Here is a 20,824-nt window from a genome sequence, read left to right as displayed (position 1 = left end):
GAAAGCTGCCAGCAGTGTCGGAGACCAGGGGCCAATCAGGGCCTCAAACCGTTCAAGTCAGCAGCAACCACAACATCATGATCGACATTCCCATCATCGCAAGGTTTTCCGACAGGCTGACGAAGCCCAACGGGACCTTCGATCCGCCCCCCACGCAGGCGCATTTCAACTCGCGCTTGTCGATATAGACCGCCTTGAAGACACTCCAGGCACCGATCGTCGAAACGACCAAGGCCGCGGGTGCGGCCAATGATGTCAGCAGCATCCCCGTCATCAGGACGCCCGCGCCGGTCTCGACCCACGGATAGACATAGGCGTAGGGCACCCAACGCCTGGCAAGGACGTCATAGTTGAGAAACATCGTGGTGAAACTGTCGATGTCGCGAAGCTTCTGCATTCCGAGAAGGATCATGGAAATCGAGATGAACCAACCGAGCGTCTGCCACGTGATTGCCCCAAGGAAGCCGATGGACAGGGACAGCGCCGTCGCAGCCGCCACCGCGAAGAGATAGATCACCGGCTTGTAGGTGGTCGCATCGGGATCCCAGTTCGTGAGCCGCTGCCGCAGGTCCGTGTAGCCGCCGACGCGTTCGCCCTCGATCCAGGCCTGAGGCGTCGCCTTCACGCCGTACATTGCCTTGAAGGCATCGACCTCTGCACGGGTGCGGAAAACCCGATCGTCGACATCATAGCCCTTCGACCTCAAAAGCCAGCTCGCCTTCTGACCCGAGGGGCAGAGATGATCGGGCAGGGCCATGCGGTACAGCACGGCCGTCTTTCCCGAGGCGACCGATGCAGGATCGGTCGTGACGTCGGCGACGTCACGTGTATCGGCGAGGATATCCTTGGGCATGTGTTCCTCCGGTCTTCAGTATTTCTTGTCGCGGGGCGTGCCGGCGGGGGCATCGCCACTGCTCTGTATCTCGGCGATGTATTGCTGCATCTCTGCGATCTCGGCCTCTTGCGCGGCGATGATCGCATCGGCCAGCGCGCGTGCGCGAGGATCGGAAAGGTTCGCGCGCTCCGATGTCATGATGGCGATGGAATGGTGCGGGATCATCGCCTTCATCCACGCCACGTCGCCAACCGTGTCCTGAGACCGGACGAGGTAGAGCGACCCCGCGAAAGCGAGAGCGGCGCCGGTGAAGATCGCAAGGTTCAGTGTTCGATTGCCATACATCCCCAGCATGAACGCGAGCATGATGACGGCCATCGCGGCACCCATGTAAAGCGCCATCCACATCCGGGTCTGCGAAAAATAGACGTGATCGAGTGCGTAGGTGTTCAGATACATCAAGCCGAACATCACGATTGTCGAGGCGAAGATCATGGCGGCGAAACGAAGATAGTGTTTGTCACTCTGCTGTTTCATTTCCATAAGTCCAACATATACCCCCTCTAGGTATGCGCAAGGGTCTACGCTCTTGGTGGGATCAGACGGGTCTCGACATCGTCGCCCCGCTTCCCCTTATTGATACCATGCACGAGAACCGGGACGCAGCATTGAGACGCCTGAAGCGACTGGAAGGCCAGGTTCGCGGAATCGCCCGCATGGTCGAAGAAGATCGGTACTGCGTGGATGTGCTGACCCAGATCGCGGCAGTCCGCGCAGCGCTGAAGGCTGTCGAAAAGCTGGTGATCGATGATCACGCTGCGCATTGCATTGAGGATGCTCTGGCCTCGGGCGACCGTGCCGACCAGCGGGCGAAGTTCACCGAACTGCTGGATCTGCTGGATAAAGCTCGCGGCTAGGTGAATTTCCGGCTGGTCGGTGGAAGAATAGGCGTCCGCCGCGCCTAAAGGTTCTTTTCCATCTCGCGCTCGATGCTGCGTCTGGCCCAGCGGTTCCGGATCTGGCGCGCATAAAGGCCTTTCGGGCGCAGAACCGTGTCACCGTCTTGCGTCATGACCGCAAAGCCGCGCTTCGCGGCAACGACACTGGATGTTGCGGCCGTGACCGCTACCACGGTCAGTTCCAGCTCTTCGATATTCATCGCGTCCGCCGGTCGGTCGGTGTGTGGATCGGCACGGTGAAGCAGGGTGTAGATTTCCCCGATGTCAGTCGAGTCCCCCGTTTTCAGGGGAGTCTGAAGGGTGTGTGTATCCGACGGATCGTCCTCGATCGGTGGTCCGTCCCTGCGCTCCGCGATCGAGACGGTCCGGACACGCCGATCACCACTGATGCGCAACAGGATGTCGAGGACATAGATCGGCTCGAGCCCCAGGTTGCTGATCAGGATTCGCCCGCCGAGATCGCGCTTGCCGCCCAGTGTTATCAAGATTTCGGACCGACGCTGACGCCGCATCCCCTCGATCAGAATATGCAGATAAACGACCCAGACAAGCGCCGTAACCACGCCGACAATGACCTGAAGGACGTCGGTATGTTCTCCGACCCAGTTCCACATAAATGGCTTTCCTCGAATTCTTTCGCGTCAAATGAAGCAAGCGCGTCCGCAACCTTGACGCGCTGAAGACCCTGAAAATGAATGCCGCAAACGCGTGCGATGAAGCTGACGCGCGAACCTGCGGGATTGCGCGCAGCGCAAGAATTCGGATGTGGGAAGGATCGAAAGGCTGATCAAGGTGATCCGGACCCTTCGATCGGGCGTCGCCCGCCGGCGGCTAGCCGCCTCAGCAACCCTGAAAAGTCAGAAACGCACCGGGCGGTAACTTGGAACTCGACAACAATAACCCACCGCCCGGCCCGTGTCTTATCGCGTTGATTGATCCGTCAGTCAGCGTGTCTTTTTGTACATATTGCACGGAAGAGAACCGTACAGGTTGACCATCGACACGACGGAGGCCGCAATACTCAACGCTAGTGGCGAACTGTGATACGCAGGAGGTCTGCGGTGCCGACATCGTTATATCGTGCCACACGCGCCCTCCTGCATCAGCACATCAACGCGCTATGCTGACTGTCTGATCCTGCGAGATCTCGAGGTCGCTGTCATACTCGAAGTTGTCCGCCGCATTGATCTCTTCTTCCGTCATTTGGGACAGGACCAGTTGATCGTCACGCAGCGATACCCTTGCCAGCGGAACGGGTACCTGCTTTTCGCCGATGCCCAGAAAACCGCCGTCTGCCGCGACGAGATATGTCTGACCGTCGAGCTCGATAAAGGCGTCGGGCTCGCCAAGCTCTTCGCCTCCAGAGGTGACGACATCCATCGTCATCAGGTCACGAACGCTGATCGCCTCACCCTGCGTCCCTTGTGCGGCGCCTGCTCCGTCGCGATCGGCAGAGGCCTGCTGCTGCGCGCCCTCGCTGGGCTGCTGGTCGGCCCGTGACTGACGACGCTGCTCACGCTCTTCGGGTGTCTCGACCGTGATGACGGGCTCACCAGAGTTGCTGACTTCGACGGTCGGCTGCTCGGCCATCCTGACCGAGATCCGGGGTTCCGCACCTTCATAGGACAGCGAAGGTTCGCCAGCCTGATAGCGCAACTGCGGCTGACCCTCCGCCTCGACGATTTCGATCTGAGGCTCGGCGTCTGCCGTCGCGACATCGCCTTCGACGGATTGCGCGTCACCAGGCGACTGTTCCCGGTTGTCTGCAGTCGTCTGCCTGTCGCCGGTCGGGTCGGCGTCGTCTTGCAGGTCGATATCGACGTTCAACTGCGGTTCGGCCTGGCGGACAGAAACCACGGGCTCGCCCTGCGAGACCTCGATCTGAGGGTCGGAATGGCTCACCCGAACATCGGGATCGGCCTGCAGGACGAACAGTTCGGGCGCGGGAATGTCGACGCGGACCACGATTTCCGGGATCTCGACCTCGATCTGCGGTTGCGCCTGACGCAGTTCGATCTGCGCCGGTTCCTGCGTGATATCGACCTGCGGCTGCTCTTTCGTGACCCGAACATTCGGCGCCGGAACTTCGACATCAACGTTCGGATCGGGCACCGTGACCCGCGCGTCGCCTTCGATCTCGACCTGCTCCGAAAGATCGACCTCTTCGCTCAGCGTCTGACTTTCGGACTGAGACGCCCTATCCGTGGTCCCAGATTGAAGCTGCTCGGCGATCGCCGTGCATTCGGACTGCTCATCATCATTGATCGCCGCCACGATCCGCTGCCTGTTCGGCTCGTCGAACGGTTGCTCGCGCGTCTCAACAAGTTCGGCAAGCGACCGGCACTGCTGCGATGTCCCTTCCAGAGCGTCTTCGTTGATGCGAATTTCCTGCGCCATCGGGGCTGCAGGCAACAGCGCGCCGAGCGCGGTCGTCATCAGCGCGATCTTGGCGTCTCTCTTCAGCTGCATTCTGCTGTCTCCTTTTGCGATTTCGAAGGCCGCTAACCAAGCGAAGGCTGTTTTGTTCCAGCCACTGATCTTCGAAGATCGCGTGACCCCAGAGACAGGCCTGTCAGGATTGGCGCCCTGAACGGTTGGCAAAGTCGCAAAGCCACAAAGGTCTCAGCATCGGGCAATGAAGCGTAAGGCGCGCCATGAGCCCCGCAGGCCAACCGACGTGGTCGCCGTAATACCTCAGGTCACGGGGGCTTTGGCCAGCCCCTTGCCGAGGATCGGTCCCGTGGGAAGATTTGTCGGTGATCCGCCGGCAGGCTCGAAGGTGATCTCGTAAAGCTGCGACGGATGCGGCTCGGGCAGTCCCTCGACGCTCAGGATGCCCGACAGGCCGGTGGAGAGCAGGCCGAGTGAGACGGGCGGTCCGTCATCTTCCGGCTTGGTCCAGACCTGCATCACTTCCCCGGCTGGCACATCCGGCCGCTCGAGCAGGGTGACGCGTGTGGTGTTGTCAGGTCCGCTTTCCACGAGTGCGATGGCTTCGCCACTGTCATCCAGCAGCACCGCGACGACCAGGGGGTCCACGGTCGAGAATAGTGTCCAGCCCAGTACAAAGGCCAAAAGAAGACTGGCGGCAATCCCGCCCATCGCGGCGCTTCGCCAGCGGCTCAAGCGTGCGCGCACTGCTTCAAGGTCAATAACATCGCCTCCCGACGAGTCAGATGCAGGCGCCTGAGACTTGTCCTCGGACTTGCTCAATCGAGGCTCAAGGCGCTCCCAGAAATGTTCAGGCAGCGGCAGGTCGTCGGCCGTTTCATCCAGCGGGGCGAAGCGGTCGCGGGCCCTCGCAAGCCGCATGGCGATGTCAGGGTCGCGCGCCGCCAGATCTTCCAGGCGTGCGGTCTCGGCGTCCGAGGCGAGGCCCAGCACCACCTCGTCGATCAGCAGATCAAGAGAACGGTCCGTCACGACAGACACTCCCTCAGCTTGAGCAAGCCGCGTCTTATACGAGCCTTCACCGTGCCAAGCGGTGCTGCCAATCGGCCGGCGATCTCCCCGTGGCTGTGACCGAGGACGTAGGACGACAGGATCGCCCGACGCGTTCCATCATCTAGCCCTTCAAGACAGCCGCGGAGGTCGGTGGACGTCGGAAGGCGGTCAAAAGCCTCATTGACGGCGGCGCTCTCGGACGCGCGGTCGATTGCCTGCGGTTCGGTCGGCACTTCCCGATCCTCGCTTCGCAACATGGTCAGACAGCGATTGCGCAAGATGGTGTAGATCCAGCCCTTCGCGCTGCCCCGGCTGCCGTCAAATTGGTGCGCGCGACGCCAGACAAGAACCAGGGCCTCCTGCACGGCATCCTCGGCAATGTCGATGCGGCCCAGCATACGGCGTGTGCTGTCAGTTTAATGCGAACTCGTCTCACTGATCGAGGCGCAGCGCAGCCTCAGGCTGCAGCCAACTGACGCCACTCATCGAGAGCGGCGGCGCGGTTCACCTTGAAGTGCTGGCGTTTCGAGAGGCTGCGGTCGTGGTTGAAGTGGTTAAAGACGGAGGCGTGGACGGCGACAAATTTCTGTAATGATCGCATGCGTCGGAACCGCAGCATGGCACGCTCCCGCCTTCGGAAGGGTAGGTGCGAGTTCTCGGCGCGGTTATTGAGGTGGCGCGCGGTCTGCTGCAGATCCGAGCCGCCCATCTCGCGCAAGGCTGCGCCGTAGGACCGGAGGCGGTCGGTCACGATCGCTTCCGGTCGGCCATAGCGTTTCATCAGCTTCTTCAGGAATTTCAACGCTGCGCGCCGGTCGCGCGTCTTGCTGACGAATGCCTCCAGCACCTCGCCCTCGTGATCGACAGCGCGCCACAAGTAGTGCTGCCTGCCGCGGACCTTTACGAAGACCTCGTCCAGGTGCCAGCGCCACTGCCGGCCAGCGCGTAGGCGGGATGCGCGCTTGCGCCGGATGTCGGCCGCGAAGACTGGGCCAAAGCGCATCCACCATTGCCGTACGGTTTCGTGACAGACGTCGATGCCGCGCTCGTGGAGCAGATCCTCGACATTTCGCAGGCTGAGTGGGAAGCGGACATAGAGCATGACCGCCAGGCGAATAACCTCGGGCGAGGTCTTGAAGTAGCGGAAGGGAGATAGGCTGGGCATGCGGGGTAGGGTAAGGGAGCTCGCTCAGCGCGGGCAAGGGTATTTAGCTGACAGAGCCATCTAGACAGTAAGTATGGCTCGGGTCTGCGAAGCCGCGGCCAAGCCTCCCCCATCGTTCGGCATTGTGATCGGCGACGGTTTGCTTCATATCAGCGGTTGCTGATACCTTATTCCTTCCAAGCATTGATGGCAGGCTATGAGTTCGAAGGATAACCAAGAACAGCGGCGCCGGAGCGGACGGCCGCTCATGATTTTGCCTATTCTTCTGTTTGGGTTGCTGGGCGTAGTCTTCTACTGGGGCCTCTGGAACAACGACGACCGGTTGCCCTCGACGCTGATCGGAAGACCAATCCCGGAATTCGCGCTCCCGCCCATCGAAGGGCGGCAGGACGGCCTAGCCTCGGCGAACCTGCTAGACCAGGTTTCTCTCGTCAACGTCTGGGCGTCGTGGTGCGTCCCCTGCCGCACGGAGAACCCGCTTCTCGTCGATCTTGCCGAAGCGGGCACCGTTCCGATCTACGGTATCAACTACAAGGACAATGCCGAGGAGGCGCTGGGTTTCCTCGAAGAGCTCGGCGATCCCTTCACCCGCATCGGCGCGGACCGATCAGGCCGCGTTGCGATAGACTGGGGCGTCTATGGAGTGCCGGAAACATACATAATCGACGCCGAGGGGCGCATTGCATACAAGCATGTCGGCCCCTTTGATCAGGCCTCGCTTGAGGAGGACATTCTGCCGGTCGTGCGCCGGTTGCAGGCTGAGAGCGACCCGTGAGGCGACGTGACGTCCTTGCCGGAGTCTTGGCGCTTGCGGCAAGCCCTGCCTCCGCCCGACCACCGATCCCTAATCACGGGACTCCGCGTGATCTCCTGTCGTCGCCTTTCGTGGATGGAGATGGACGGAATCTGACGCTGGCGGACTTCGAGGGACGTGTCGTGCTTCTGAACATTTGGGCGACCTGGTGCCCGCCTTGTCGCGAGGAGATGCCGACGCTCGACGCGCTGCAAGCGCGCCTCGGCGGATCGGATTTTCATGTTCTGCCGCTGTCGATCGATCGGGCCGGTCTCGAACCTGTGCGCCGCTTCTACCGAGAGACCGGCATTCGCAACCTCGATCTCTATATCGCGGGGGATACGCGCGCGATGCTGGCCTTGGCCGTGGTGGGCCTGCCGACAACGATTCTGATCGACCGCATTGGGCGCGAGCGCGGGCGCCTCGCAGGCCCGGCCGAATGGAACAGCCCCGAAGCCGTTGCGCAGATAAGCGCTCTTATTGACGAACGTAAGCAATAGGACATGGAAAAGCACGACGACCGCGCCAGCCGTTCCGCTCCGTGCGCACACGTGGTGGCGGTCTACCGATCAGTTTGGAGATGTGGATTTGATTGAACTTTCCGCTCTTGGACTAATGGCGGCATTGCTGGCCGGTGCCGTTTCCTTTCTGTCGCCCTGCGTGCTGCCGCTCGTGCCCGGCTACGTATCCTACGTTGCCGGACGTACGGTCACCGGCAGTGCAGCGCCTTCGAAGGGGCGGGCCGTCTGGCTCAGCTTCTGTTTCGTCCTTGGCTTCTCCACGATATTTATCGCGCTTGGGGCCTCTGCCACCGCGCTCGGTCAGGCGCTGCTGCAGTGGCGCTACGAACTCAACCTCGTCGGCGGCGCGATCGTGATCCTGTTCGGTCTGTTCATGATCGGGGCAGCGCGCCTGTCGGCCATGGAGCGCGACCTGCGTTTTCATCTCGACCTGCCGGGCGGGCAACCGGTCGCCTCCTACGTGCTCGGACTCGCCTTCGGTTTCGGCTGGACACCGTGCATCGGGCCGATCCTCGGCGCCATCCTAACCGCCAGCGCGACAAGCGCGACGATTGGCGAGGGCGTCGCATTGCTTGCCTTCTACTCGGCCGGCCTTGGGATCCCGTTTCTGGTCGTCGCGGGGTTCACCGACAGTATTGCCGGCAGGCTGCGCGGCATCGGTCGTTGGGGTCGCCGCCTGCATCAGGCTGCGGGCGGCGTCATGATCCTGATGGGTTTGGCGATGATGACCGGGCGGTTGAGCGCACTGGCCTACTGGCTGCTGGACACCTTCCCTGTCCTTGCGCGGATCGGGTGAACAGATGCGACTGTACGAGAAACATATCCTCCCTCGGCTGACGCATCTGGCGATGGGCCAGGATCAACTTCTTCCCTACCGGCGCCGCGCCGCCTCCGGGCTGCATGGACGTGTGCTGGAGATCGGGATCGGCTCGGGCCTGAACCTTGCGCTCTACCCCGAGGCCGTGCGTCAGATCATCGGTGTTGACCCGTCGCCCGAACTCCTCTCTCGGGCCGCGCAAACCTCCCATGGCCTGATGCCCGCGGCCGAGATGATCGAGGGCGTGGCCGAAGCATTGCCGCTGGAGGATCGCAGCGCGCCAGACGCGCACCCCAGTGCTTCCAGCCGACCGCCCCGGCGTCTTGGAAGAGCGCCGTCATCTGCGCCGTCCGCGTCTCGACCTCCGCTTCGGGAAGCGGCACGCCCGACCAGGCGCAGGCAGCTCTGGTGAGGATTTCGCGCACTTCGTCGTAGAGAACGACCTTCTCCGCCGCTTGCCAGTCCCGTGCGTAGCGGTCCAACAGGTCCCGCGTCGTGTTTTCGAGAGCTTCGATCCGCTCCGACGCCATGAGTGACATAAACATCCGCTTCCGATGACGGTGGGCCTCGCCATCGAGCCCCTGGATGCCCTTTTCGCCGAGCAGGGTTCTCTGGATACGCTTCGGCATCGAGCCTGCGCGCACGAGCCCATCCTCGGAATAGAAGACCTCCGCAGCTGCGGCACCAGTCATGCAGATCGTCTTTTGAAAGAGGATGCGGGTCTCGAACAGGTCGCCCTCAAGATCGCGGCATGTGTCCGGAATGAACTCATATGGGTTGCGCAGCAGGGCAAGCGTGCTGTCGATGCCCTTTGCGGATGGAATGCTGGACATCGATTATTTCCCCGTAACGTTTTCTTCTCGGTGGTTACGTTCGGGCTTGTTCTGCGCCGAGCGGAAGCTGTCCCAGAACAGCAGGGCCGCACCGCAGAAAATCGCCACATCCGCAAGATTGAAGGACGGCCAGTGGTATGTTCCGTAATGGAAATCCAGAAAATCCGGGACGGCCTGATAACGCAGCCGGTCGAGGACATTGCCGAGCGCGCCGCCGATGATCAGACCGAGAGCGGCAGCCGTCAGCCTGTCCGGCGCGCGCCACAACCAGATCAGCAGCCATGCCACGATCACGCCAGCAAGCGCGATGAGACCCCACCAAGGCACGATCCCGCCCAGCATACCGAAGCTGACTCCATCGTTCAGAACCCGCACGAGATTGAGAAAGGGTAGAACCTCGACGCCGCGCTCAAGCGCCGGTGTGTTCAGCGCAAGCGCCTTGGTACCCTGATCGAGGCCGAACGCCGCGATCGCGCAGAGCCCGCCCAGAACGCGGCTGTTCATGCCGCTGCCTTCAGATCGGCCCGCGCATCGCGGATGATTGCCCAAGACGAGTGCAGGAACAGTCCGGCGATGCCGAAGGCGACGATGAGGTCCGGCCAGGCGCTGCCCAGCCACGCCACGAGACCGGCGGCAACGACAACCGCCGCATTGCCGATGGCGTCGTTGCGCGAGAATAGCCAGACGGCCCGCATGTTCGCGTCGCCCTTGCGGAACCGCAGCAGCGGCAGAACGGAGATGACGTTGACGACAAGGGCGATCATGCCAAGCAGGCCCATTAGACCTGCATCCGGCGTCGTCCGTTCGAAGACTCGCACGATGGTCGTGCCGAGGACGCCAAGGCCGAGCAGGCCGAGGAAGATGCCTTGGATCAAGGCCGACCGTGCCCGCCAGGCGAGGCTCCAGCCGATGGCCAGCAGGCCAAGGAAGGTGATCGCGCCGTCGCCGATGAAATCGAGCGCATCGGCCTTCACGGCCTGCGATCCGGAAATGAAACCGCCGATCATTTCGAGGACCCCGTATCCCACGTTCAGGATCACGACGATCCAGAGGGCACGGCGGTAGGCCGGGTCCTGATGGGCGGGATTCGGCGGAATGTCTTCATCGCCCTCGATCCGGTCGAAGCCATAGCCTGTCACCGCGACTGCCTTTTCGATGTCCGGCAGGCGCACTTCGGGTGCAGTCAGTGTCATGATGTGCGTCGCGGCCGACACTTTCACATCGCCGGGCGCGACCCCGGCTGCCTGTGCCGCCCGCTCGATCTGCGCGGCATCCTTGGCGCAATCCATACCGGAAACCCGGTAACGGACGGGCGGGACATCTGCCGTCGATCCGGCATTTTCGGTGTTGGCCATGGTCGCGCTATTCCTGCTAGGATGAATCGAAGAACGACGTATCAGCGAGGAGTGATATGGCCCAAATCGTCGATGACCGCAAGAGCGCGACCATCGAGCGACGGGCGAAGCTGTTCCGCGGCTTCGCGGACCCGAGCCGCCTGGCCATCCTCGGTGCACTTTGCAACGAGCCATTGGCCGTTCACGAGATCGTCGAGCGGACCGAACTATCGCAACCCAACGTCTCCAACCATCTGAGGTGCCTGCTGGACTGCGGGCTTGTCGCCAGCGACCGCGAAGGGCGCTTCATCCGTTACCGTATCAGCAACCCGCGCATCACGGTCCTTCTGAACGATGTGGACGCACTTCTCGACGTGGTCGCAAAGGGTGTTGAGGCGTGTGACAATTATCGTGAGGCGTGAGTCAGAACGGACGGCCGGTCGACTCGGCGCAGATCGGTTGGAAAGATGTTGTCCGTGTGCAGGGTCCGACCGGAATCCTGCTGAGGTTCGACAAGCTGGCTTCGGAAGAGACACCATTCATGTATCACTGCCACATCCTCGAACACGAGGATGCGGGCATGATGGGGCAGTTTACGGTCACATAACAGGACCCCACCCGCTCGACACCGGGCGTCGTCAAGAGCTTACGTCTTCTTGCGGCGTTCTATCAGGTGCCGGTGTCGCCTTGTTGAAACGCATTACGGAGTATGTCTAGACCCGAACGGAGAACACCTCGCTAAGCTGCGGGTCCGCCGAAGCGGCCGTCCAGTCGCTCGGCAGCATTCGTCAAAAAGGGCTCGAAGCCGACCTCGGATGCGACGCAGAATGTTGTGGTATGCTACCTTCGTCAACGTCGGGTTGTCGATGTGGGTGGGCGTGGTGGATGGAGGACCCATCATGGAAACACGAAACTTACCCGCCATCCGCGCGTTACGTCCTGCCTGGAACAAAGGCCGGATCGTCGGCCAAAAAAGACCACTGAAGCCCAAACATGTCTGGGCAATCAGGGTGCGGCTGGAGCTGGCCGAGAATCATCGTGATCTGGCGCTGTTCAATCTTGCCATTGATAGCAAGCTAGGTGGATGCGATTTGGTGAGAATGAAGGTGGCCGATGTCATGGCATCAGGCCAAATCAAGGAACGCGCGTCGGTTCTGCAGAGCAAGACGCAGAAGCCTGTGCGTTTCGAAATCTCCGAAGGTACCCGTTCATCGCTGGCAAGATGGATGCGGGAGCCGTTGATGGTCGGGTCAGAATACCTCTGGCCCGGACGTTTTCATGAACGGCTTCACATTTCGACCCGTCAATATGCACGCATTGTGCGTGACTGGGTGACGTCCATCGGTCTGGAGGCCAGCGCCTACGGAACGCATTCGATGAGGCGAACGAAGGTGACCCAGATCTACAAGAAAACGAGCAACCTTCGGGCAGTCCAGCTGCTGTTGGGCCATAGCAAAATGGACAGCACCGTCAGATACCTTGGCGTTGAACTAGAAGATGCGCTTATGATCTCTGAATCCATCGAGATCTAAGGCATGGGCCGTCATCACTGACGGCACTTTGCAGACGTTGGCGCGACGATCTGATGCTACGTCGCGGCTTCACCACTGCGGACATTCGGGGTGCCTGCAGCAATCTTCCTGTCGAGCTTGAAGCAGGCTTCGCGCGGATTGCGGGTTGGCGTCGCGCAGAGTAAAAAATTCCGAGCAACACCGAGAGGTATTTATGGACCAGTCCGATCAGGAACTCGAGCGTCTCAGCGCCCTGTTGCATGCGCTGCCCATCGAGAACATGCCCATGACGCTCAGTGAACTTGATGGCTACGTAGTCGGTGTTCTTGCCTGCCCGGATATGATCCCGCCCTCGGAATGGATGTCCCATGTCTGGGGAGAGACAGGTGAGGCAAATTTTCCCGATCAGAAAACCGCCGAAGCCACGGTCGGTGCGGTCATGGCTCACTACAACTCGGTTGCGGAGGCGATGACCCGCTCACCTTGGATCGAACCCATCTACGAGATTGACCCCAACAGTGATGAGGTGATGTGGGAGCCTTGGATCGATGGCTTCACTCGCGCTATGGGGCTAAGACCGGATGCTTGGGATCGACTGCTCGCTCAGGCCGACGAAGAGACGCGGACGACGATGATCTTCTTGATGGCGCTTCAGGAAATATACACTGGCCACAGCAAGTTCACGGATGAGGAGATCGACGAAATCGACCTTGAAGCACCCAATCTGATTCCGAACTGCGTTGCGACGATACTCTATCAGTCTCGTCCCGAGCTTTCCCGCATGGAGCCCGCAAATCGTTCCGAGATGCCGTTCAACGCCGGTCCCCGGCCCGGGCGGAACGACCCATGCTCCTGTGGGGCGGGCCGCAAATACAAGCAATGTTGCGGTCGGAACTGACCGATCGCCCAAGTCTCTCACGGCCCTGACCTGCCGTTCAGTCCCTTGCCGATCGCCGCGGTGCAGCTTCACTAGACCGGCCATTCGTCCATCGCGCAGCATCATCGGAGGATGAAGGTCGGCAGCGCGGACTTTTCTGCCGTTCGTAGGAGCCATACAGTCGGAGTAGGATCGTGGACAACGGCTGTTACTAAGGCCGTCTCTGACAAACAGGAAGGATATTTTATGCGCTTTGTGTCAAGTATTGCGATAACTGTCGCATTAGCTTCGGCCGCGCCGGCGGACGTCTCGTTTTCGCTCGGCTTTGATACCGAAGACATGGCGATACGCACGATAGAATACGAATGCGACGAAGGGCAACCGTTCGTCGTGCACTATTTCACTTCAGAATCCGACGTGCTGGCACTGGTGCCAGTGGATGAAGATCATCGTGTATTCGTCAACGTGGTCTCCGCCTCAGGCGCCCGTTACGTGTCTGGGCGGTACGAATGGTGGACAAAGGGTGAGAATGTCACGCTGACCGATACGATCAAGGAAGAGTCCCTGCTGCAATGCACCTCAAACAATGAGTGAAACTAGGAGACAAAGTGGCGCGGCGGGCATCAATAACTGGCTTGGTCCCGGCGTACTCATCAACGCCAGGACGGTCATTACGTACAATGTCCGGGTTTCAATTAGCATCAGTTGGCGCCCTTCCGTTCCCCCTCACTCTTACACTCAACGAAATTTTTCACAATTTGAACCGCCCCGGCTTGCCCGGAGGGGCGTTTCGTTCAGCGCGGAAAGCTGAAATTGGGCTCGAGGCGGTCATGCGGCGGCGCGGCGTGCTGGACGCCCAGGCGAGTGGGTCCGCCCGGCAGAGACGGCCCAAAGCCGATCTCCGACCGGAGCTCCAACGCTGCGGCGCGGCTTCACCAAACCCGACGTTCCTGCATCTCGCAGCATTTTCGCCGCCCGGACGACCGCAATGCAGGACAAAGCTACCGTTCACAAATCGATGCGTGGACAATGTGATTGCAGCAGGTTTCTGACCGTCCCCATTTGATCAGCAGACGAGAAAGCTGACATTTGGCTGGCGACCTGAAGACGAATGTGAAGAGCAGCCCGCTTGCAGGACAGTTAGAGTCGGCTGATCACCTCGACGATCTTTCGGAACGTCACAGGCTTTTGCAGCCGCACGACGTCTACCAACTCGGTAGGGATTACCTCTGAACTGTATCCCGTGAGGAAAATGAACGGCACACCCCGGTCCCTCAGAGCATGAGCGATGTCGAAGCGTGCGCCACCCCCGCCAAGATTCAGGTCCAAGATGGCGTGGGTGGGGGTTGAACTCTTCAACAACTCGAATGTGGCCTCCTCGCTCGAGCACGGGCCCAGCAGGTCTGCCCCAGCCCCGCGCAGGGCCGCGGCCGTGTCCCCGGCCATGTAATAGTCGTCCTCGACCACCAGGACTCGCAGGCCGGTTAGATCAGGTGCGTCGGTCATGTCGAAGGTTCCTCCGAACAGCCTAGTCGGCACGGGTGCTTCGGTCTCCAGGATGCTCTCGCCGTCCTCCAAGGGAAACTCCAGATGGCAATGGGCGCCGCCGGGTCCGATGACCAGCTTGCCGGCGCCCCCCAACTCGTAGGGCATGCGGCCTTCAATCAGGTCGCTGCCGAAGCCGCGGCGGATCGGCGGCGCGCGTCGAGGCATATCTTCCTCCGTCCAGTCGAGCGCCAGCCATGTGCGATCCTCTTTTTCGAAGGGAGCCCACGACGCGCGAAGCCGGCCCATGGGCGTAGAAAAGGCGCCGTGTTTCAGGGCATTGGCCGCAAGCTCATGGAAAGCCAGGGTCAGAACCTCCACCGCCTTGGGCGAGAGACGGATGTCGGGGCCGTCGAGTTCGAACTGGTCGCCTCCATGCGCCTGGGCGCTGACCTCGCTTGCGAAGATGTCGCGTAGCAAGCCGCCCGTATTCGCCTCGCGGGTCAGCAGAACCTGCACCCCGGTCAAGGCAAGCAGCCAGCCTTCCAGCAGCGAGCGATAGTCCTCGACGTCCACAGCGCCATCGGCGGTTCGCAACGCCAATGATTGAATCATCGCCAGGATATTGCGCACGCGGTGCTGCAACTCGGCCAGCAACACCCCCTGGTGCTCCACGGCGAGATTGGCTTCGATAACGTGCTCGGCGATGCCGCCGATGCGCTCGACAGCACCGTCATGGCCTAGGAGCGGGAAATCGGTATTGTGGATCCAGCGGAAGGCCTGGTCGCTGTGGCGTTGGATGCGGAACTCATGAACGGCAGGCTCACCGTGAAGCGCCCGCTCCATGTGCTTCAGTGCGACATCGCGATCTTCCGGCACGATGAGCGCGGCCCACCGCTGCATGTCGCCAAGAAAGGCTTCCGGCTCGATGCCATAAATCGTGGAGACTGCCGGACTGACATATTCCATGGCCAGCGTGTCGGCGTTTCTGATCCAAAGACCGGATGCCGCATCGACATGAAAAACCTGACGAACCCGCGGAAGTCCGTGTTGAAATCGCTGATAACGGCATCGGTCTCGATGCGGACCGCTACGAGGCATTTCAGGCCATCGATACCGATTTTAAGCGCACCCGCGGCGGTAAAGGGGTTGGTCGTCTGTTCTGGCTTGATGCCACTAGCACTCAGGGCTAAAGATTCGTTTGCCTCGCGATTTCATTGCTGCTCAAAAGCGCAATCGTCCGAGTGTAGGGTGAACTGGGGCAAGACCAGCATCTCAGATTTTGGCTCTTGAGACCTAATCAGCTAAAAGATAGAACATACCTTTTGCATTGGATTTTTCATGAGTTTCCGTGGTGCTATTTCAAGTAAAACAGGGATCTATATCCTGTCGGCCGCTTTTCTGATTCTCGGCGCACTTGCTCTGGCGATGTTCGGCTTTGGCGGCGTCGGGCGTGGCGACGGCAACTTCGCTAGCGATATGCTCTACCTGTTCGTCGCCGGCGAGATGTGGGAGGCCGGCAGCTCTCCCTATGTGTTCGACATGTTCCGCGAGGACATGAAGTCGATCGTGAACATCGATTCGGTCAGTTATGCCTATCCGCCCAATTCGGCCCTTCTGGCGCTTGCTCTGTCGTCGGGATCGGTGGGCATGGCCAAGATCCTGATCGGGGTGATGAACCTGATCGCGATCGGCGTGTTGTGCGCCTTCGTCGCCGCAGGTGCGGCACAGACCCGCGACGTCCATCCCGGACGGTTGCGCGTAATGGCGGTGATCACCGCCGCCGTGGTGATCGGCAATCCTTTCACCGCGCATGTGGTCTGGTTGGGGCAGACGACTCTGATCTCGGCCGCGTTCCTCTATGCGGCCTGGCTGGTCGCGGACCGTCGGATGGATGTCTTGGCGGGGGTGCTTCTGGGCTTGGCTGCATTCAAGCCGCAACTGGCCTTCGTCGTAGGGCTCTGGTTCCTTCTGGACCGGCGCTGGCTCTTGCTGGTGGTGGCGGGTGCAGCGACACTGCTGATGTCGGCCTGGCCGCTGGTGACGACGGGGCTGGACGGATCCTGGCTGGATTGGCCGCGGGCACTGTCGGACTATCAGGGTGGGACTTTCAACCTGATCAGCTTCAAGCATGTGTTCGGGCTGCGCAGCCTGTTGGCTTCGGCAGGGATAATGGTGCCGTCGATGATGCCGCTGGCGATCCTGGGGGTGATCGCGCTCTTTTGGGTGCGGCACCAATACGAGCAGATATGGTTGATCAACGCCATCCTGATCCTGTCCTTCCTGTTGCTTTATGCGCATGATTACGACCTTGCGCCGGTCGCCGTCCTGACCTTTCCGCTGCTGATCGCGTCGCGCGGAAGGTCGGGCCTTCTGCTGCTGATCTGCGTGATGGCCTGCATCATTTTCTTCCCGCAGCGCTTATGGGAAAAGCTGGATCTGAGTCAGATGGCGCGGTCCCGCGAGATCGCGCTTATGGGCATCCTGGCAACCTATCTGGTCGTCGGCCGGACCGTGCGGCGCCCGACCGCTCGACCTGCCCGCGCGATGAGCTGAGCTGATGCAGGATCTTGCAGGATCGGTGGCGCCAAACGCCGCGACCCAGGTGCCGCTAATCGTCGATCTGGACGGAACGCTGTGCCGCACTGACACGCTGCACGAGGGGATTTTTGGGCTGATCGCGCGGCGACCCGGCCTGATCCTGGCGCTGCCGCTGTGGCTGCGGGGCGGCAAGGCCGCCTTCAAGGCAAGGATCGCTGACCAGCATGTACTGGACCCCGCGCGGCTGCCCTATGACGACAGCATCCTGGAAATAGTCACCCAAGCGCGGGCCGAAGGGGTCCGGACGGCCCTAATCTCGGCTTCGGACCACAGGCAGGTGCAGGCAGTGGCCGATCATTTGGGCTGCTTCGACCAGGCCGTGGGAACAGGTGCGCCGGGACAGACTATCAATCTTGGTGGTCAAGGAAAGGCGGATTTCCTGGTTGCGGAATATGGACGCGGTGGGTTCGACTATCTCGGCGACAGCAGCGTCGACATCCCTGTATGGAAGGCGGCGCGGCAGGCGCATGGGGTCCGCGTGACCGCTGCCACCCGTAAGGCTGCCGAGGCCGAGGGGATCACGCTGCAGGCAGCAGGCAAGGATAGGGGGCCGACTTGGCGTTCGTTGATCCGCGCCTGCCGGCCGCATCAATGGGTCAAGAACATTCTGATCCTGCTGCCGGTTCTGGCATCGCAGCAGCTGTCTGGTCTGCCCGCCGCCCTGTTGGCGATGCTGTGCTTTTCGCTGGCGGCATCGGCGATTTACATCTTCAACGACCTGGTGGACCTGCCTTCGGACAGGTTGCATCCCCGCAAACGCAACCGCCCCTTTGCATCGGGGATTGTCAGCGCGCGACAAGGCCTGCTGATGGCGGCCGGGCTGCTGATTCTGTCGATCGGGCTGGCGCTGTTTCTGCCATCGTCGTTCCTGGCTGTCCTGCTCATCTATCTGGCGGCGACGTCGGCCTATTCCTTCTGGCTCAAGCGCAAGATGATGATCGATGTCATCGCCTTGGCGACATTGTACACGCTGCGCATCGTGGCGGGCAGCATGGCCACCAGCATCACCCTGTCGCCCTGGCTGCTGGTGTTTTCAATGTTCCTGTTCTTTTCATTGGCTACGATCAAGCGTCAGGCCGAACTGGAAGATATGGTCAGCCGTGGCGTAGCCACCACCTTGGGGCGAAACATGCTGCCGGGCGACCTGCCGATCCTGCAGGCGATGTCGGTTGGGGCGGCTCAGGCAGCCGTGCTGGTCTTTGCGCTCTATTCCCAAGACCCGAAGGTCCAGTCGCATTTCTCCCAGCCTGACCTCCTTCTGATAATCTGCCCGTTGTTGTTCCTGTGGCTAGGCCGGATGCAGCTTCTCACGCGGCGCGGATACATGACGGACGATCCGATCGTGTTCACGTTTCGCGATCGGATGGGGTTGATCTGCGGCGGCCTGACATTGATCATCTTCGCCCTTGCCGCGGCATAGCCATCAGGTCGATGGGAACAGAATATCAGTCCTTGGGACGTGCCGGTTGATCTCAGCCAGAGAGACCGGCCCACGTATTCGGTGCTATCTTCGGCAGCGGGGCGGCTGACGGGGCAGCGTGGATGTGATCGTGGGCGATGCCTGCTTCGTCCCCATTGCCGGACGCTCGGCATGCGGTCACGGTCATCACCCGGCCGGATGAAAGCCAATCCGGCCGCCCTACCGCTCAGGTGGAGGTCGCCATACTGGTCACAATCAGCCCCAGCACGATCAGGGTCAGCCCTGCAATATGTACCCCGTTCACCGTTTCCTGCAGAAAAAGGCTGTCGATAATGGTCAAGGTAACCATCGCGATGGCGGTGATCGCCGTATAGGTCAGGCTCAGCGAATAGCTGCGTATTGCTGTGACGAAGGCTGTCAGCAAAAGCCCCCCGCTGATCACCGCAAGCCAAATCCATCCCGAACTCAGAATCGACAGGACCAGTGCCCTGGGGCCGCTCGTATCTAGCTCTTGACCACCCTTCTTGAGGAAAAGATTCAGAGCGACATTCGACCCTGCCGCAATGAAGATCAAAACCCAATGGTTCATGTTTTCTAACCTCGAAATGATTCTGGTTTTTCCTTAACACTCCTTTGGCTGAAGTGCATTTTCAGGAAACTCATCAAGCACGGCTTGCGCTTGGTCCAGAAGCGCGAGCGACTTGGCTTGCGGGCTGTAACCGACGATGTAGCCGCGTGCTCTGCCAGTTTTACGGTTGGCTGTAAAATCATCCTCCATGTCCCGGCACCCGCCAGCGCCTCACGATATTCCGGCGTTCCTAGGACCTCCTTCAGCGCGGCAGCGAGTTGCGGAAGCTGCTCGGCTCTGACCGCTAGTCTCGACTTGCCCGGCAGCATCGCGCTATCGTCGCCTTGATACTAAATCCGCAGGTTCAACAGCTTGTAGCCTTTGAACTCGACTAGGCCCACGCGGATCACCTCGCGCTTGTTCTTTCGGAGCTCAACCTCAGTCATCCCATAACCCTCATGCTGATTCCCGGTTGTTGATTTGCAGCGCCAAGCCTGATCGCTTGAGGTCGCTGTGTTCCGGGTTTTCCCCAAAGGTGACGGGATTCCGTCACCTTACTTAGTAGATTACCCCCCCCTTCCTCCCTGTCCTTTCTGAGAGGCTCCCAGCTACCACCACCATCACCACCTGGTCGGAACAATAAATAGGCCGGAAATTATAAAAAACCTGCAGACGGAGAATTTTTTCGCGTTACGTGATACGGAGTTCATGGCGTGCCCCACTCATATAGCGCTGGCCCGTGATGGCTGGTGTCAGCGAACCACTCGATCAGGTCACCGGTTTCGACCAGTGCTTGGCGAGCCTTCCGGAAACGAGCGAGTGACATCCCGCCGCCGGGCAAGTCGTTCATCATGGGATTAGGAACCGTGAAAAGCCGGTCACGAAAGCTGACCCGCCGAAGGCGACAATAAAGGAACCGTGCGTCCGGACCTTTGGCAGCGATCCTTTCTTGAGCGTCGAAGAGTCTTGCAGTGATCTGCCGTTGCCGACGAACAGATAGCCCTCAGCTTGGCGCTGCTCCGACCAGTCTCAGACACTGGCACAGGTCCGAGCGATTTCGTCGTCTGTGAAGGCATGGCCGACCCGGCGGTCAAGATACTCGTTGGCCCACTCCCGGCAGACCTCGATCAACTCGGTCATCGTGTCGCAGCCTGCGAACTGCGTCCGCGCTTATGCCAATAGCCCCGCGCCTCGCGCGCCCTGCTGAGTCCTCGGCGTTGGCGCCTGTTCCCGGTTCGCAGTCATCAGAGTCCCGGCGTCATCGAGGAAGCGGACTAGGTCTTTGATAGCCGGTAGCCGATCCAGATCGGTCAGCGTCCCGCGGATAAGCTCATAGCCCTGCTTGCGACGTGATGGCGGTGCCAGCACCTGATCCGCACCCAGAATGTCGATCAGCCCCAGCGGAACCTCCCGAATGTGTCGGCCCTCGCCTGCGTAACTAAACCACATCTGCAGATTACCGGATCCGGTGCGGATTATGATCGGCTATGTCGGCGTGACACGGCCTCGAAAGGAACTGGCGATCGTTTATCAGGGCGGAAAACGCTCGCCGTGGATCATTGAACTCTACAGCGCAATCAGCAGGGCCGATCGGAATAGCATGATTAGGATTTTCTGAGTTCGCCATTGCGCATCGCGTCGTCGCCCGGGCGAGTCGCGAA

Annotated in this window: 26 protein-coding genes; 13 read left to right on the top strand and 13 right to left on the bottom strand. The window is 60.7% G+C overall.

Annotated elements, in window-relative coordinates; all coding sequences use genetic code 11:
• Positions 1-52 precede the first annotated feature (52 nt).
• Positions 53-853 (bottom strand): MauE/DoxX family redox-associated membrane protein, encoded by an 801-nt coding sequence (locus MLD63_RS07130; protein ID WP_255329168.1) that lies wholly within the window; start codon positions 851-853, stop codon positions 53-55.
• A gap of 15 nt (positions 854-868) precedes the next feature.
• Complete coding sequence (locus MLD63_RS07125) at positions 869-1,372, bottom strand: DUF305 domain-containing protein (RefSeq protein WP_255329167.1); 504 nt, start codon at positions 1,370-1,372, stop codon at positions 869-871.
• Positions 1,373-1,479: 107 nt separating this feature from the next.
• Here MLD63_RS07125 and MLD63_RS07120 point away from each other — a divergent pair, with 107 nt between their 5' ends.
• Entirely contained in the window at positions 1,480-1,752 is a 273-nt protein-coding gene (locus tag MLD63_RS07120) for a metal-sensitive transcriptional regulator (RefSeq protein ID WP_255329166.1), read from the top strand.
• 44 nt (positions 1,753-1,796) lie between these two features.
• Here the strand turns inward: MLD63_RS07120 and MLD63_RS07115 are convergent, their stop codons facing one another.
• The 5 genes from MLD63_RS07115 to MLD63_RS07095 form a co-directional block, all read right to left on the bottom strand.
• Entirely contained in the window at positions 1,797-2,408 is a 612-nt protein-coding gene (locus tag MLD63_RS07115; protein ID WP_255329165.1) for a hypothetical protein, read from the bottom strand.
• Between the two features lie 496 nt (positions 2,409-2,904).
• Positions 2,905-4,263 carry a PRC-barrel domain-containing protein gene (locus MLD63_RS07110; protein ID WP_255329164.1) on the bottom strand — a complete coding sequence of 453 codons (1,359 nt, stop codon included), beginning with the start codon at positions 4,261-4,263 and terminating at the stop codon, positions 2,905-2,907.
• Positions 4,264-4,488: 225 nt separating this feature from the next.
• Positions 4,489-5,217 carry an anti-sigma factor gene (locus MLD63_RS07105; protein ID WP_255329163.1) on the bottom strand — a complete coding sequence of 243 codons (729 nt, stop codon included), beginning with the start codon at positions 5,215-5,217 and terminating at the stop codon, positions 4,489-4,491.
• Entirely contained in the window at positions 5,214-5,636 is a 423-nt protein-coding gene (locus MLD63_RS07100; protein ID WP_255329162.1) for a sigma-70 family RNA polymerase sigma factor, read from the bottom strand. The genes MLD63_RS07105 and MLD63_RS07100 overlap by 4 nt, the downstream gene beginning before the upstream one ends.
• 59 nt (positions 5,637-5,695) lie before the next feature.
• Positions 5,696-6,403 (bottom strand): IS6 family transposase, encoded by a 708-nt coding sequence (locus MLD63_RS07095; protein ID WP_255329161.1) that lies wholly within the window; start codon positions 6,401-6,403, stop codon positions 5,696-5,698.
• Positions 6,404-6,599: 196 nt separating this feature from the next.
• Here MLD63_RS07095 and MLD63_RS07090 point away from each other — a divergent pair, with 196 nt between their 5' ends.
• From MLD63_RS07090 to MLD63_RS07075, 4 genes are all read left to right on the top strand, one after another.
• Positions 6,600-7,178 (top strand): DsbE family thiol:disulfide interchange protein, encoded by a 579-nt coding sequence (locus tag MLD63_RS07090; RefSeq protein WP_236737094.1) that lies wholly within the window; start codon positions 6,600-6,602, stop codon positions 7,176-7,178.
• Positions 7,175-7,696, top strand: coding sequence for a TlpA family protein disulfide reductase (locus MLD63_RS07085; RefSeq protein ID WP_255329160.1), 522 nt, complete (start codon positions 7,175-7,177; stop codon positions 7,694-7,696). The genes MLD63_RS07090 and MLD63_RS07085 overlap by 4 nt, the downstream gene beginning before the upstream one ends.
• A 115-nt stretch (positions 7,697-7,811) precedes the next feature.
• On the top strand, positions 7,812-8,513 hold the full coding sequence (locus MLD63_RS07080) for a cytochrome c biogenesis CcdA family protein (protein WP_369796074.1): 702 nt from the start codon (positions 7,812-7,814) through the stop codon (positions 8,511-8,513).
• Positions 8,514-8,517: 4 nt separating this feature from the next.
• Positions 8,518-8,946: a class I SAM-dependent methyltransferase gene (locus MLD63_RS07075; RefSeq protein ID WP_366281583.1), complete on the top strand. Its 429-nt coding sequence runs from the start codon at positions 8,518-8,520 to the stop codon at positions 8,944-8,946.
• A 424-nt stretch (positions 8,947-9,370) separates the two neighbouring features.
• On the opposite strand, the gene lspA is transcribed toward MLD63_RS07075, so the two are convergent.
• On the bottom strand, positions 9,371-9,871 hold the full coding sequence (lspA, locus tag MLD63_RS07070; RefSeq protein WP_009807499.1) for a signal peptidase II: 501 nt from the start codon (positions 9,869-9,871) through the stop codon (positions 9,371-9,373).
• Positions 9,868-10,722, bottom strand: a complete 855-nt coding sequence (locus MLD63_RS07065; RefSeq protein WP_036708216.1) for a cation efflux transmembrane domain-containing protein — start codon at positions 10,720-10,722, stop codon at positions 9,868-9,870. Before MLD63_RS07065 ends, lspA begins: the two co-directional genes overlap by 4 nt.
• A gap of 56 nt (positions 10,723-10,778) precedes the next feature.
• On the opposite strand from MLD63_RS07065, the gene MLD63_RS07060 reads away from it, so the two are divergent.
• The 5 genes from MLD63_RS07060 to MLD63_RS07040 all read left to right on the top strand — a co-directional run bounded on the left by MLD63_RS07060 (position 10,779) and on the right by MLD63_RS07040 (position 13,683).
• The gene (locus MLD63_RS07060) at positions 10,779-11,123 is read left to right on the top strand and encodes an ArsR/SmtB family transcription factor (RefSeq protein WP_036708219.1); all 345 of its coding nucleotides are present in this window, start codon (positions 10,779-10,781) and stop codon (positions 11,121-11,123) included.
• Positions 11,120-11,308, top strand: coding sequence for a multicopper oxidase domain-containing protein (locus MLD63_RS07055; protein WP_035746442.1), 189 nt, complete (start codon positions 11,120-11,122; stop codon positions 11,306-11,308). Before MLD63_RS07060 ends, MLD63_RS07055 begins: the two co-directional genes overlap by 4 nt.
• A gap of 292 nt (positions 11,309-11,600) precedes the next feature.
• Positions 11,601-12,233 (top strand): tyrosine-type recombinase/integrase, encoded by a 633-nt coding sequence (locus tag MLD63_RS07050; RefSeq protein WP_255329530.1) that lies wholly within the window; start codon positions 11,601-11,603, stop codon positions 12,231-12,233.
• A 193-nt stretch (positions 12,234-12,426) separates the two neighbouring features.
• Positions 12,427-13,110, top strand: a complete 684-nt coding sequence (locus tag MLD63_RS07045; RefSeq protein WP_255329159.1) for a UPF0149 family protein — start codon at positions 12,427-12,429, stop codon at positions 13,108-13,110.
• Positions 13,111-13,335: 225 nt separating this feature from the next.
• A complete protein-coding gene (locus tag MLD63_RS07040; protein WP_255329158.1) occupies positions 13,336-13,683 on the top strand; it encodes an MliC family protein in 348 nt (115 codons plus the stop codon).
• Positions 13,684-14,229: 546 nt separating this feature from the next.
• Here the strand turns inward: MLD63_RS07040 and MLD63_RS07035 are convergent.
• Entirely contained in the window at positions 14,230-15,543 is a 1,314-nt protein-coding gene (locus MLD63_RS07035; protein ID WP_255329157.1) for an HWE histidine kinase domain-containing protein, read from the bottom strand.
• Between the two features lie 35 nt (positions 15,544-15,578).
• On the opposite strand from MLD63_RS07035, the gene MLD63_RS07030 reads away from it, so the two are divergent.
• The 3 genes from MLD63_RS07030 (at position 15,579) to MLD63_RS07020 (ending at position 18,595) form a co-directional block, all read left to right on the top strand.
• Positions 15,579-15,767 (top strand): ATP-binding protein, encoded by a 189-nt coding sequence (locus MLD63_RS07030; protein WP_255329156.1) that lies wholly within the window; start codon positions 15,579-15,581, stop codon positions 15,765-15,767.
• A gap of 148 nt (positions 15,768-15,915) precedes the next feature.
• Positions 15,916-17,130, top strand: a complete 1,215-nt coding sequence (locus MLD63_RS07025; RefSeq protein ID WP_255329155.1) for a glycosyltransferase family 87 protein — start codon at positions 15,916-15,918, stop codon at positions 17,128-17,130.
• Positions 17,131-17,134: 4 nt separating this feature from the next.
• Positions 17,135-18,595, top strand: coding sequence for a UbiA family prenyltransferase (locus MLD63_RS07020; RefSeq protein ID WP_255329154.1), 1,461 nt, complete (start codon positions 17,135-17,137; stop codon positions 18,593-18,595).
• Between the two features lie 226 nt (positions 18,596-18,821).
• On the opposite strand, the gene MLD63_RS07015 is transcribed toward MLD63_RS07020, so the two are convergent.
• The 3 genes from MLD63_RS07015 to MLD63_RS07005 form a co-directional block, all read right to left on the bottom strand.
• Positions 18,822-19,184 (bottom strand): hypothetical protein, encoded by a 363-nt coding sequence (locus tag MLD63_RS07015; RefSeq protein ID WP_255329153.1) that lies wholly within the window; start codon positions 19,182-19,184, stop codon positions 18,822-18,824.
• A gap of 33 nt (positions 19,185-19,217) precedes the next feature.
• A complete protein-coding gene (locus tag MLD63_RS07010) occupies positions 19,218-19,373 on the bottom strand; it encodes a hypothetical protein (RefSeq protein ID WP_255329152.1) in 156 nt (51 codons plus the stop codon).
• Between the two features lie 960 nt (positions 19,374-20,333).
• On the bottom strand, positions 20,334-20,612 hold the full coding sequence (locus tag MLD63_RS07005; RefSeq protein ID WP_255329151.1) for a hypothetical protein: 279 nt from the start codon (positions 20,610-20,612) through the stop codon (positions 20,334-20,336).
• Positions 20,613-20,824 lie beyond the last annotated feature (212 nt).

The organism is Paracoccus albicereus (assembly GCF_024359525.1).
GTDB classification, from domain to species: domain Bacteria; phylum Pseudomonadota; class Alphaproteobacteria; order Rhodobacterales; family Rhodobacteraceae; genus Paracoccus; species Paracoccus albicereus.
The sequence above is the reverse complement of the archived record's forward strand: the minus strand, read 5'-3'. Positions and strand labels throughout refer to the sequence as shown.